Origin of the sequence: Halorubrum cibi, from assembly GCF_900182635.1 — an archaeon.
GTDB lineage: Archaea > Halobacteriota > Halobacteria > Halobacteriales > Haloferacaceae > Halorubrum > Halorubrum cibi.
In genome coordinates this window covers 15,918-28,729 of the sequence record NZ_FXTD01000008.1, presented here as the reverse complement: position 1 = coordinate 28,729, position 12,812 = coordinate 15,918, and the positions used below count along the sequence as shown (strand labels likewise).

15 protein-coding genes are annotated in these 12,812 nt (G+C 66.5%); 2 read left to right on the top strand and 13 right to left on the bottom strand.

The window, feature by feature from the left end; all coding sequences use genetic code 11:
* From nuoK to purE, 9 genes are all read right to left on the bottom strand, one after another.
* Positions 1-303, bottom strand: coding sequence for an NADH-quinone oxidoreductase subunit NuoK (gene nuoK, locus FN829_RS11050; protein WP_142987037.1), 303 nt, complete (start codon positions 301-303; stop codon positions 1-3).
* A complete protein-coding gene (locus FN829_RS11045; protein WP_142987036.1) occupies positions 303-647 on the bottom strand; it encodes a hypothetical protein in 345 nt (114 codons plus the stop codon). Before FN829_RS11045 ends, nuoK begins: the two co-directional genes overlap by 1 nt.
* Positions 644-916 carry an NADH-quinone oxidoreductase subunit J gene (locus tag FN829_RS11040; RefSeq protein ID WP_122105269.1) on the bottom strand — a complete coding sequence of 91 codons (273 nt, stop codon included), beginning with the start codon at positions 914-916 and terminating at the stop codon, positions 644-646. The genes FN829_RS11045 and FN829_RS11040 overlap by 4 nt, the downstream gene beginning before the upstream one ends.
* 49 nt (positions 917-965) lie before the next feature.
* Positions 966-1,427: a NuoI/complex I 23 kDa subunit family protein gene (locus FN829_RS11035; RefSeq protein ID WP_066414169.1), complete on the bottom strand. Its 462-nt coding sequence runs from the start codon at positions 1,425-1,427 to the stop codon at positions 966-968.
* Between the two features lies 1 nt (position 1,428).
* Complete coding sequence (locus tag FN829_RS11030) at positions 1,429-2,496, bottom strand: complex I subunit 1/NuoH family protein (protein WP_142987035.1); 1,068 nt, start codon at positions 2,494-2,496, stop codon at positions 1,429-1,431.
* Complete coding sequence (locus FN829_RS11025; RefSeq protein WP_142987034.1) at positions 2,496-4,163, bottom strand: NADH-quinone oxidoreductase subunit D; 1,668 nt, start codon at positions 4,161-4,163, stop codon at positions 2,496-2,498. Before FN829_RS11025 ends, FN829_RS11030 begins: the two co-directional genes overlap by 1 nt.
* Complete coding sequence (locus FN829_RS11020; protein WP_142987033.1) at positions 4,160-4,858, bottom strand: NADH-quinone oxidoreductase subunit B; 699 nt, start codon at positions 4,856-4,858, stop codon at positions 4,160-4,162. The genes FN829_RS11025 and FN829_RS11020 overlap by 4 nt, the downstream gene beginning before the upstream one ends.
* Complete coding sequence (locus FN829_RS11015) at positions 4,855-5,274, bottom strand: NADH-quinone oxidoreductase subunit A (protein WP_142987032.1); 420 nt, start codon at positions 5,272-5,274, stop codon at positions 4,855-4,857. Before FN829_RS11015 ends, FN829_RS11020 begins: the two co-directional genes overlap by 4 nt.
* Before the next feature lie 132 nt (positions 5,275-5,406).
* Positions 5,407-6,024, bottom strand: a complete 618-nt coding sequence (gene purE, locus FN829_RS11010; RefSeq protein WP_142987031.1) for a 5-(carboxyamino)imidazole ribonucleotide mutase — start codon at positions 6,022-6,024, stop codon at positions 5,407-5,409.
* 120 nt (positions 6,025-6,144) lie between these two features.
* Here purE and FN829_RS11005 point away from each other — a divergent pair, with 120 nt between their 5' ends.
* Together FN829_RS11005 and FN829_RS11000 are read left to right on the top strand one after the other, a co-directional pair.
* Entirely contained in the window at positions 6,145-8,142 is a 1,998-nt protein-coding gene (locus FN829_RS11005; protein WP_142987030.1) for a helicase HerA domain-containing protein, read from the top strand.
* Positions 8,143-8,246: 104 nt separating this feature from the next.
* Complete coding sequence (locus FN829_RS11000; RefSeq protein ID WP_142987029.1) at positions 8,247-8,993, top strand: universal stress protein; 747 nt, start codon at positions 8,247-8,249, stop codon at positions 8,991-8,993.
* Between the two features lie 50 nt (positions 8,994-9,043).
* On the opposite strand, the gene FN829_RS10995 is transcribed toward FN829_RS11000, so the two are convergent.
* From FN829_RS10995 to FN829_RS10980, 4 genes are all read right to left on the bottom strand, one after another.
* Positions 9,044-9,799: an Lrp/AsnC family transcriptional regulator gene (locus FN829_RS10995; RefSeq protein ID WP_142987028.1), complete on the bottom strand. Its 756-nt coding sequence runs from the start codon at positions 9,797-9,799 to the stop codon at positions 9,044-9,046.
* Positions 9,800-9,878: 79 nt separating this feature from the next.
* Complete coding sequence (locus FN829_RS10990) at positions 9,879-11,261, bottom strand: APC family permease (protein ID WP_142987027.1); 1,383 nt, start codon at positions 11,259-11,261, stop codon at positions 9,879-9,881.
* 304 nt (positions 11,262-11,565) lie between these two features.
* Positions 11,566-11,982, bottom strand: coding sequence for a V-type ATPase 116kDa subunit family protein (locus FN829_RS10985; protein ID WP_142987026.1), 417 nt, complete (start codon positions 11,980-11,982; stop codon positions 11,566-11,568).
* Positions 11,983-12,150: 168 nt separating this feature from the next.
* On the bottom strand, positions 12,151-12,798 hold the full coding sequence (locus FN829_RS10980; RefSeq protein WP_142987025.1) for an NfeD family protein: 648 nt from the start codon (positions 12,796-12,798) through the stop codon (positions 12,151-12,153).
* Positions 12,799-12,812 lie beyond the last annotated feature (14 nt).

Genomic DNA, 12,812 nt, shown 5'->3' with positions numbered 1-12,812 from the left:
TTACCACCTCATCTCCGTCGGAACGGTCACGTCGATGTCTCCGAAGTTGCGGTACAACACGAGGATGATCCCGATCCCGATCGCGACCTCCGCGGCCGCCAACGCGATCACGAACAGCGCGAACACCTGTCCGGTGAGGTCGCCGTAGTACAGCGAGAACGCGACGAAGTTGACGTTCGCCGCGTTCATCATGAGCTCGACGCTCATGAGGAAGTACAGCGCGTCGCTCCGGGTGAGGACCCCGAACAGCCCGATACAGAAGATCCCGGCCGCCAGGATGAGGTACCACTGTGCCGGCACCATCACCGCTCACCCCCGTCGCGACCGCCGTCGGTGAGCGCCTCGCCGATCGCCGCGCTCACGGAGCCGCCGTCCTCGCGGCGCGCGAGGTAGATCGCCCCGTCGACGGCGACGTCAAGCGCGACCGCGACGATCAGGAAGGCGGCCAGGAATCCCTCGGAGGGGATCGACGCCGCCTCGCCCAGGTTGAACAGGGCGTACCCCACGTTGTGGACGATCGACTCGCCCTCCGGGAAGCCGGTCGCCTCGGCGAAGCTCGCCGACAGGAACGTCGCGGCCATCACCGCGAACAGCGCGATCACCGTGATCGCGGGCAGGATCCGGGTTCCGCCGGAGTCGTCAGTCATCCGCTACTCACCTCCACATCGTCCGTTCTATCCGATCGCGTGAGCATCACGGCGAACGTGACGAGTATCAGAACCCCGCCCACGTAGACGAGGATCTGCATGGCGGCGATGAACTCCGCCTGTAACATCACGTAGTGCACCGCGACGCTCGTCAGGGCACCGCCCAGAAGCAACGCGGCGTGAAACACGTCGCGCGCTAAGACGACCCCCAGGCTGAACGCCAGCGTGACTGCGGCGAACAGCGCGAACGCGATGGTGTCGTAAACCATTGTGTAACCCTCCAATCAGTGTCCCTTTGAAGATTTCGAGATACGCCCGTTACTGGTAGTCGACCTCGCCGTCTCCCTCCCCGATCCACGCGCCGCGATCGGGGTTCCGGGATTCAAGCGGGTCGATTCCCTTGTACCACGGGACGTTCTTGAGCTGTTCTTTGTTGTAGACGAACTCGTCCTTCGAGTCCGCGGTGAACTCGAAGTTCTGCGTCAACAGGATCGCGTCGACGGGGCAGACCTCCTCGCACAGCCGGCAGTAGATACACTGCCCGATGTGGAGGTTGTACTGCTCACCGTTGCGCTGGTCGTCTTGAACGATCTGGATCGTGTCGTTCGGGCAGACGTTCTCACACTGCCGACACCAGATACACCGTTCCTGGCTGAACTTGTGGACCCCGCGGAACCGCGGGCTCACGTCGGGCGCGTCCTCCGGGTATTCCACCGTGAACGTCGACCCGTCCAGCGCGTGTTTCATCGTCGTCGCCATCGATTTCATGAGTCCGATCATATCAGGCGATCACCCCCACGATCACGGCCGTGAGAACCAAGTTCGCGAACGACAGCACCAGCATTCCCTTCCAGCCGATCTCGATCAGCTGGTCGATACGGACGCGCGGCAGCGCCGAGCGCGCCCACTGCGTGAACAGGAAGAATCCCCAGATCTTCACCACGAACCAGAGGAAGCCGATGCTCTCCGGTCCGGGACCCGACGCCCCGCCGAGGAACGTCACGGCGAGGATCGCCCCGCCGAGGAAGACGTGGACGAACTCTCCCAGGTAGAACAACACGAAGTACGCCGAGGAGTACTCCGTCTGATACCCCGCGACGATCTCCGTCGGCGCCTCCGGGATGTCGAACGGGTTCCGCCCGATCTCCGCCATGTTCGCCGTGAGGAACAACACGAACGCGAACGGGTTGACGAAGGCGTACCACGTCGGGACGTCGAAGCCGCCGACGCTGAACAGGACGTCGGTCTGTGCGGCGACGATGCCGCTCATCTGGAGCGTCCCCGCGAAGATCACGACGGACATCGCGGTCACGATGAGCGGTATCTCGTACGCGAGGTTCTGTGCGACCGCGCGGAGCCCGCCCAGCATGGAGTACTTGTTGTTCGAGGCGTAGCCGGCCATCACCAGCGACACCGAGGCGATGGAGGCGAACGCGAACACCAGCGCCAATCCGACCTCGGGGTCGGCGATCTGGAGGTTCACCGGGCCGAGCCGTCCCATCGGGATCACGGAGAAGCCGAGCAGCGCCGACGCAGGCAACACGATCGGCGCGAGGTCCCACGTGGGGCGGTCGACGCCCTCGGGGACGATGAGCTCCTTCGCGAGCAGCTGGACCGCCGCCGCCGGGATGATGAGCAGCCCGAACGGACCGATCCGGTTGACGGCGATCCGGTCGGTGAACGCCGCCGTGATCTTCCGTTTCGCCCACGGGCCGGCGACGCCGGTGAACGCGAGCACGATGTTCCCGACGACCGCGGCGGCGACGAGCGAGCCGACGACGTCGCCGAGCACGCCCGAGAGCCCCAGGGTTTCCGAGATGAACTCCGGGAACAGCTGTACCGTGCCCATCAGCGGTCCACCTCCCCGAGCACGATGTCGAGGCTACCCAACGCGGCGATCACGTCGGGGATGTACTCGCCGTTCGCCATCTCCGGCAGCGTCTGGAGGTTCGAAAAGCACGGCGACCGGATCTTGAAGCGGGCGGGTTTGTCGGTGCCGTCCGCGCGCATGTAGATGCCGAGCTCGCCCTTGGCGGCCTCGACCGCGCGATAGATCTCGGTGTCGTCGTCGGGCCGCAGCGTCCGCGGGACGTTGGCCTGGATGTTGCGCTCCTCCTCGGGCCAGTCCTCGAGCAGGTCGATACACTGCTCGATGATCTTCGCGGACTCCTCGACCTCGCGCATCCGGACGAGCAGTCGGGAGTAGTTGTCACAGCCGTCCTCGGTCACCACGTCCCACTCCAACTCGTCGTAGTAGCCGTACGGGTCGTCGCGACGCAGGTCGTAGTCGACCCCCGAACCGCGGGCGACCGGACCGGTCGCGCCGTAGTTCTTCGCGACCTCCGGCGGGAGGATCCCCGTGTCGATCGTCCGCATCTGGAATATCTCGTTCGCGGTGACCAGGTCGTGGTACTCCTCGACGGAGCCGGGCAGCTGGTCGAGGAAGTCCCGCGTCTTCGAGAAGAACTCCCCGCGGGGCTCGGGTAAGTCCCAGACGACGCCGCCGAGCCGGAAGTAGTTGAACATCAGCCGCTGGCCCGTCAGGTCCTCGAGCAGGTCCTGGACGCGCTCGCGGTCGTTGATCGCGTACATGAACGTCGCGGTGAAGTCGCCGTTCACGTCGAGCGCGAACGTCGCGAGCGCGAGCATGTGCGCGGCGATCCGACACATCTCCGCGCCCATGGTGCGGATGACCTGCGCGTACTCGGGAACCTCGATGTCCGCGAGGTCCTCTGCGGCACGCGCGTACGCCCACTCGTTGAGCAGGCCCGCCGAGATGTAGTCCCAGCGGTCGGGGTACGGCATGATCTGGTGGCGGTACGTGCCCGACTGGGCCATCTGTTCCTCACAGCGGTGGAGGTAGCCGATGTCCGGCTCCACGTCGATCACCTGCTCGCCGTCGAGGATCGTCTTCAGGTGGAGGACGCCGTGGGTCGCCGGGTGGTGCGGCCCGATGTTGAGGAACATCGTGTCCGACTCCGAGTCGTGGTGATGGTCCTCGAGCGGGTTGGCGTGCTCCGGCAGCGTGGCGATCTGCGGACGGTCCTTGTCGTAGTCCATCGACAGGGGGTGACCCTGCCACGTCTCCGGAAGGAGGATCCGCCGCAGGTCGGGGTGGTCGTCGTACTCGATCCCGATCAGGTCGTACGCCTCCCGCTCGTGCCAGTCCGCCGTGCGGAAGACGGCGTCTCCCGACTCCGAGACGGGGTCGTCCTTGTCCGCGGGGACGACGACGCTGACCTCCTGGGTCGGGTCGTCGAACTTCTTCAGGTGGTAGATCGACTCGTATCGGTTCTCGTACTCCTGAGCCGTGACGAGCGATAGGTGGTCGTAGCCCGCCTCCGACTTGAGTCTCGAGAGCGTCTCCTGGACGGCATCGGGCCGGATCACGAAACCGGGCGCGTTCAGGTGGTCGTCGCGGTCGATGACGAGGTCGCCGAGCAGGGCCTCCAGCTCGTCGGGGGTCCGCTCCGGGACCTCGTCCGTCTCTGTGGTGTCTGGTGCTTCGAGGCTCATGGTGAATCGGCGAAGTTGTACCGCATGACGAGTTCGTCCTCGTCGATCTGGTCGGCGAGCGTCTCGACGAGCTCGTCCTTCTCGAGGTCGGAGAACTCCTCGAGCTCGTACGGCTTCACCGTCACGGGGGCGGCCTCCCCGTTCGCGATGCGCTCCTGAAGCTTGACGACCCCGTAGACGAGCGCCTCCGGACGCGGCGGGCATCCGGGGACGTGGATGTCGATCGGAATGACCTCTTCTGCGCCCTTGATCACGTTGTATCCCTCCTGGAACGGGCCGCCGGAGATGGTACACGATCCCATCCCGACGACGAACTTCGGCTCGGGCATCTGGTCGTAGACGCGCTTCATCCGCGGAGCGAACTTCGAGACGATCGTCCCGGGAACGATCATCACGTCGGCCTGTCGCGGCGAGGCGCGGGGGACCCCGCTGCCGAAGCGGTCGAGGTCGTGTTTCACCGCGTAGGTGTGCATCATCTCGATGCTACAGCAGGCGATGCCGAACTGTAGCATGAACATCGAGGAGCCGCGACACCAGTTCAGGAACTTGTCGAACTTGGTGAGGATGAAGGGCGAGGAGCCGAACGCCTCCCGGAGCCGGGAGTTGAAGCGGTCCCCCTGTCCCGTCATGCGGCTGTCGCGGGTCTCTGTTACCACGCGCGATTCGTCGGTGATGAACGGTTGATCGCTGCTCATGTGTTGATGTCACGCTCCGTCTTCCTGCTGGCCGCACGGGAGCTGCGGGCCCACTCGACCGCGCCGGTCCGCCACGCCCAGCCGAGCCCGATCGCGAGGATCCCGACGAAGGTCAACATCGGCCACAGCAGGTCGACCATGGGGACGCCCGCCTCGATCGCCGGACGGTAGATGACGGCCCACGGGAACAGCAACACGGTCTCGATGTCGAAGACGACGAACAACAGCGCGACCATGTAATACTGGATGTTGAACCGGATCCGCGTCCCGCCCGTCGGGGTCTCGCCGGACTCGTAGGTAGTACTTTTCCCGGTCTCAGGCACGCTCGGACGGAGCAACGCCGAAACCGTCATCATCCCTATCGGGATGAGGAGGCCGACGGCCGCCAAGGCGCCGATCGCTATCCAATCACTCATATAGGTCTCCGTAACGTGCTGGGGTTTGAACCGCCCCCTCATAAGCGTTGAGACTCGTGCGCGCGAGGCCGCTGTGTCGCGAAACCGGCCCCTCGAAAGCGACGGGATCGGCACCTCGGGGCCCTGCGAACGCTACTCCTCGCGGGACGCTCTGAAGCCGTCTCTCCCCATGTCGTGGAGGTCGGCGGAGACGTCGGCGACGTCGCCCTTGAGATCCTCGTGGTACTCGACAAGCCGCTCCTCGATCTCGTCGTGTTCGCGCGCGAGAACCTGGGCGGCCGACAGCCCCGCGTTGAACGACTTGCCGGCGTCGACGGCGACGATGGGCGCGCCGGTCGGCATCCCGATCACCGAGTCCACGGACTTCTCCTGGACGGGAACCCCGATCACGGGGATCGGGTACGCGATCGACGCGGTCATGTTCGGGAGGTCCGCCGACTTCCCGCCCGCGCCCGCGACGATCACGTCGAGTCCGCGGTCCGCGGCGGTCTCGCCGTAGGCGTACATGAGCTCGGGGGTGCGGTGTGCGGAGACGACGTAGCTCTCGAAGGTGAACCGCGCGTCGGGCGCGTCGTGGAAGTCGGTCTGTTCCGCGAACCCGAGCTCCGAGAGCGCGTCGTAGGATCCCTCCATCGTCGGGAGATCGGAGTCCGATCCCATGACGATCCCCACGTCGGGGGTCGTCTCCGGGTCGGCGTCCGCCGTCGCCTCCGTCTCGAGCCGGTCGATGAGGTCCTGGACCGTGGTCATGGATCCGGGATCGGCCGGCGGGATGTAAGTCGTTGCGGCTTCGCGTCCCCCGCGGCGGCGTCCCTTCGTTGCCACGCGCTGAGGCGATGGTTTATCACGCGGGCGCTACCTGTCACGGGTATGACCGAGCAGGAGACGATCCACGTCGCGGACGTCAGCGAGGGGATCGGCGGCGACGCGACGGCGGAACCGGGGTCGCCGGTGGAGCTTCCGGTGGTCGACGTGCTCACCGGCCGCTCGTTCATCACCGGCAAGAGCGGCTCCGGAAAGAGCAACACCGCGAGCGTCGTCATTGAGAACCTGTTATCCAACGGTTTTCCCGTCATGATCGTTGACACAGACGGTGAATATTACGGTTTAAAGGAAGAGTATGAAATTCTTCACGCCGGTGCCGACGAGGAGTGCGACATCGTCGTCTCCCCGGAACACGCCGAGAAGCTCGCGAACCTCACGTTGGAGCAGAACGTCCCGATCATCCTCGACGTCTCCGGCTACCTCGAGGAGGACACCGCCAACGAGCTCCTCTTAGAAGTGGTCAAACAGCTGTTCGCCAAGGAGAAGCGCCTGAAGAAGCCCTTCCTGCTCGTCGTGGAAGAGTGTCACGAGTACATCCCGGAAGGCGGCGGGATGGACGAGACGGGCAAGATGCTGATCAAGGTGGGAAAACGCGGCCGGAAACACGGCCTCGGGATCGTCGGGATCAGCCAGCGGCCCGCCGACGTGAAAAAGGACTTCATCACCCAGTGCGACTGGCTCTGTTGGCACCGGCTCACCTGGGACAACGACACGAAGGTCGTGGGCCGGATCCTCGGCTCGAAGTACGCGAGCGCCGTCGAGGACTTAGGCGACGGCGAGGCGTTCCTGATGACCGACTGGGACGAGTCGATCCGTCGGATCCAGTTCCACCGCAAGGAGACGTTCGACGCGGGCGCGACCCCCGGACTCGACGACTTCGAGCGGCCGGAGCTCAAGTCGGTCTCCAGCGATCTCGTCGGGGAGCTCCAGTCCATCTCCGACGAGGAGGCGCGTCGCGAGTCCGAGCTCGCCGACCTCCGACAGGAGCTCGAGAAGAAGGACCAGCGGATCCGCCAGCTCGAGGGCGAACTGGAGGAGGCTCGCGACCTGAGTAACATGGCGGACCAGTTCGCACAGGCGCTTCTGGGCAAGGCGGAGGCCCCCTACCGCGGCGGCTCCGGCCGATCCGTCGCCTCGGAGAAGCGGCTGGACCAGTCCGGACTCGGCGAGTACGACGAGGAACCGACGGACGAGACGGTCGGGGTTGACGATGATTCCGGCGGCTCGGAGGGCGACGTTCTCGACCCGGACGACGGAACCGACGATCCCGCCGGCGGCGGTGACGACGGCGGTGACGACGGAGGGATCCGAGACGACGGAGAGATCCGGGACGACGGGAGGGACCCGGGCGACGAGCGCCGGGACGGTCACGCCGAGAACGAGATCGCGGCGGCAGCCGACGTGGATCCGGTGACGCGTGCGGACGTGGCAGAGGGCGCGCTCCGGTTCGACGACGCGATCGAGCTCGGCACCCGCGAGGCGGTGATCGACGAACTCCGCGGGCGGATCGAGTCGCTCCCCGAGCTGTCGCGGGGGATGTTGCGACACTACCGGCGCGAGGGTGTCTCCGACCCGGTGGCCGCTCACATCGACGCCGGCGGCGACGGCGACGCCGGCCACGCCTACAGCCGCCACCGACCGATCCGGAAGGCCGGGCTCATCCGCCACGCCGGGCGCGGCCACTACGCGTACGCCGTGCCCGACCTGATCCGCGAGGCGTACGCCGACCGGTTGGACGAGCCGGCCGTCCGCGAGACGGTTCGGGAGGTGGAGACCGCGTTCGTCCCCTCCGGGGAACGGTCGTACCCGCCGGACGCGACGCCGGAGGAGATCGACGAGATCGACGGCGGGATCGCATCGGTTGAGGAAACTGCGGGGAGCGGAAGCGACGACGACGGTGAAATCGCGGTCGAGGACGGAGCGGACCGCGGGATCGACGGCGAAACGCCGCCGGCCACCGGCGGACTGAGCGAGGCGGCCCGCCATATCGCGGAACGCGGTTCCGAGAGGCGAGGTGACGGAGACGACGTCGCCGAGAACTGACCGAAGGAACGTCCGCGAAACGAAGGAGATCCGGCGGCGCGGATCGATACCGGGCGAGCGGGAATCGGCGGTAGATACTTTCTCGTCGGTCCCTGAGATACGGTATGACCGACACGATCCTCGTTCCCGTCGAACTGCCCGACCCCGAGCCGATCGCACCGGTTCTCGTGCGGGATCTCGCTTCGCTCGACATCGTGGTTCTGGGTCACTTCGCGGTCCCCGAACAGACGCCGAGGGAGGCGGCTCGCGAGCAGTTCGAGGGGGAGGCGCAAGCGACCCTCGATGCGATCGCGGAGCCGTTCCGCGAGGCGAGCCGTTCGGTGCGAACTCGTCTGGTGTTCGGAAAGGATCGGGCGACCGCCATAGACCGAGTGATGCTCGAGGAGGACTGCGCGGCGGAACTCAACCCGGCCCCGACGGAGGGAATCGATCGGATCCTCGTTCCGATCCCGGCGGTCGCGGAGTTCTCTCGGCTTCCGGCGTTCGTCAACGTGCTCTGTGAGGACTCGACCCGGGAGGTCACGCTGTTTCACGTGGCGGAGGGCGGCGAGTCCAGAAAGCGCGCGGAATCGATCGTCGAGGAGACGCGCGAGGGGATGATCGAGGCCGGGCTGGACGCGGACCTGGTCGACACCCGCGTCGTCGAAGGGGAGGAACACGACGAGGAGATCCTCCGGCTCGCGGACGAGTACGACGCCGTCGTGATGTACCAGGCGGAATCGCGGTTGGGTGACCGGATCTTCGGGACGCTACCGGACCGGATAGCCGACCGAACCGGCGATCCGGTGATCGTCGTCCGACGGGACTACGAGCCCGAAGAATCGACGGACGGCGAGGCGGAGTCGACGTAGGGAGCAGACTCGACGTAGGGGCTCCGCGCTCGACCCGCGCGACGATCAACTCACTCGGTGGAATCCGGTTCCTGGAACGCGTCGAGCGCCTCGTCGGCCGCGACGGTCCGCGGGATCAGCGTGACGACGTCGTCCGCCTCGATGACGGTCGTCTCCTCGGGTTGGACGATCCGGCCGTCCCGTTCGATCGAGATCAACACGACCTGATCCGCGAGCGTTCCGTCCTCGCGAGCCGCTTCGAGACTCGTTCCGGCGATCGGCGCTCCCTCGGCGACGGCCACTTCGAACACGTCGGTGCCGTCGCCGAGGGTCACGAGGTCTGTCGCCTCCGCCGCACCCGAGACGTCGTCCGGGCCGAAGGCAGCGTACGGGCTCCGGATCTCCGTTTGAACGAGTTCCTCGTCCTCGATCCGGATGTCGAGCTCGGAAAGGGAACGGGCGATCTCCCGGAGGTCCCGCGTGTCGTTTCCGACGGCGACGACCTGGAGGTCGCGCCGACCGGCCATCAGCACCCGGACGTTGATCACGCCCGGGATCGACCGGGCGGCCAGCGCGAGTCGCTCGCGCTCGGCGGCGGGGACCGTACACATGTACAGCGACGTCAGTCGCCCGCCCGCCTGCTCGAAGTCGATGGTCGCCGTGTACCCCTGAATGATTCCGGCCTCCTCGAGCCGGTCGATCCGATTCCGGACGGTGCCCGCGGAGACGTTCAGTCCCTCGGCGATCATCGGGGCGGAGGTGTTGCGCGCGTCCTCCATCAGCGCGTGGACGATACGTCGGTCGATCTCGTCCATTCGATACGTCATACCCGAACCCCCGAGAGGGCGGTGCTTATCGGTTGTGCCTCCGGAACGCTCCGAGAGTTGCCGACGGCCGTCGGGTCGGTCATTCCGCCTCCGTCGAGGCGATCCCGTCGTCCTCCTCGCCGCGACGACGGTGGACGATCGTCCCGAGCGCGCCGGTCCGTTCGGTCCGGGATCGGCCGTAGAGGAAGTACATCAACGCGCTGCCGACGATGATCCCGACCGCTCCGAGGATCGGTAGCGTCCCCATCTGCGTGAGCAGGCCCAGTCCGGCGAGGAACCCGAACAGCTGGACGTAGGGGTATCCGGGGGCGGTGAAATCGGGATCGTAGGACGGGACGTCGGCGACGCGAAACGCCACGAGCGCCAGGTTCTCGAACGAGAAGACGAGGATCTGGAAGGCGCTCGCCAGTTTCGCGAGTTCGATGACCGGGACGAACGCGATGAGCGATAACAGTACCGCACCGGTGAGAAGCACCGAGTTGCGCGGCGTCTTGAACCGGGCGTCGATCCGTCCCAATCCCGGCGGGAGCAAGTCGTCCCGGCTCATCGCGAGCGGGAACCGCGAGGAGGACAACACCCCGGCGTTCGCCATGCTCGTGAGCGCCACGACGGCTATCACGGAGATGAAGACGACACCGAACCCGCCGAGGAGCGTGCCCGCGCCGTCGGCCATCGGCGTGAGTGAGGCCGACCCGCCGGGGCCGCCCGTCGTCAGTACCTCGGGATCGCTCAACCCGACGATCGCTCCGACCACCGCGACGTACAGAACCGTCATGACCGCCATCGAACCGAGCATCGCGCGAGGGAGGTTCCGACCGGGGTCTTTCACCTCCTCGGCCACGCTCGCGACCTTCGTGACGCCGGCGTAGGAGACGAAGACGAACGCGGCCGCGGTGACGACTCCCATCCGTCCGTGGGTCGCGAAGGGGGTGTAGGAGGCGGTGTCGATCGCGAAACCGGCGTCGACGGTGTACGCCAACAGTCCGGCGACGACGGCCGTGACGACGACCGCCTGGATCGTTCCACTGAGCTTCGTCCCGGAGACGTTCAAGGCGACGACGAGCGCGCCCAGCGCGAGGGCGACGTACACGACCGCGGCCTGCGGGACCGGCGCGAAGAGGAGGAGGTACGCGCCAAGGCCGACGAGCGCGAACGAGCTCTTGAACACGAGCGAGAACCACGCGCCGATCCCGGCTATCGTCCCGAAGAGCGGCCCGAGCGCGCGATCGATGTAGAGGTACGTTCCCCCCGATTCCGGCATCGCCGTGGCCATCTCCGCCTTCGACAGCGCCGCGGGCAACACGACGAGCGCGGCGAGCAGGTACGCGAGTATCACCGCCGGCCCGGCCTTCGCGTAGCCCAGTGCCGGTAACACGAAGATGCCGCTACCGATCATCGCTCCCATGCTGATCATCATCGTCGGGAACAGTCCGAGGCTCCGATCCAAGTCGTTCGCAGTCATGTGTATACTGTACAATTATATTCCGAGAGTATACTTCCTTCGGATCGCGAAATCTATCCGGGTCGAAATTACGCATTACGGAAACAGGCGCGATCCTCTCCCCCGAGGACGTTCGTCGGCGGTTCGACCACCCGACGGCGACCGTCGCCTCTCCGGTCCTACCGAAGACGACGATCCGGCCGGGAACGACGGCGACGGAGAGCCTGGCCCGCCGCCGTGACCGGGGAGCTGAGTGAAGCGGCACGGCGGATCGCCGACCGCGATCGGAGCGGCGACGAGTGAGTGGATCCGCGCGGAGTCCGTCCTATCGACCGCGAGAGAGGAGGCTCCGCACCTTCGAGAGGACCGCCCACCGGGATCCGTCCGCCGGATCCGATCGGTCCTCCTCGGTGAGCCGGCGGTTCTTCTCCGCGAGGAGCCGCTCGTACTGCCCGATGACGTGCTGGAGGCGTTGCTCTTTCCGTTCCAGTTCGGCCTCGAGGCGTTCGACCTCTCGAACCTCCGTCCCGTCCGGGGTGGAGGGCTCTCCGGCGGGCTGATCGGCCGGTCGGTCCGACGGGCCTTCTCGCTGAGTCGGCGGACGATTCCGACGGTTCTCCCGATCGGACGACTCGCTTCGGAGGGCGGGGGGCGATCCGGAGGGAGTCTGGAGCCCGTCCCGCTGGTTCCCGTTCCAGTCGTCTCGACCGTGGACGCTCGCGACGGGGAGATCGGAGATCATGTGTCGGGATATCACATACCATGTCATCTCACATAAACTCCAGTCAGACGAGCGGCATGCCGCCGTCGGCCACAGCACTTCGTCGGCGTTTGAGACCGTCGAACGGACGGATCCGTTCACTCCGATCGCCGACCGACAACGACGGTACCGAGTCCCGAGGGATCCGGGTCAGTCGGATCGTCCGCGTTCGGCTTCGGTTTCGAGCTTGTCGTCGGCGACGTCCCCCGTCCCGTCCTCTCCGGCCGTCCCGTTCGCCTTCGCCTCGGCGTCCTTTCGCGCTCGGTCGGCGGCGAGTTCGCGGTCGATGTCGTCCTCGACGTACGTCATCGATTCGACGGTGACGACGTTGCCGCCGCCGGGGTCGACGACCATCACTTCCTCGCCCTCCTCGATGGTCCCCTCGATGGAGCGCGCCGAGTAGTGCGGGTTGAAGCCGCCGCCCTCGAGTTTTACCTGCCCGCCACGCGGAGTCACGGTCTCCGAGACGGTCCCGAGTTTTCCCTTCAGGCTGTCGCTGTCGCTGGTCTGGGCCTGTCCCTTGCCCCCGTAGAGGTCGAACTCGCGGTAACCGTAGAACGCGGCCGCGCCGACGACGACGGTGAGGAGGGCCATCGCGAACACCAGGCCGCCGAAGGCGACGCCGAGCGCCGAGAGCAGCAGTCCGCCGAGGCCCGCACCGATGAGCGCGATGCCGACGACGATGAAGTTCGCACCCGGCGCGAGCGCCTCGGCCATCGCCAACAGGAGCCCCGCCGTCAACAACAGCAGGGGAAGGGTGTCCGGACCGATCAGGTCCGCCTGTAAGAGCACGTCCATGCCCCGCCGTAGGG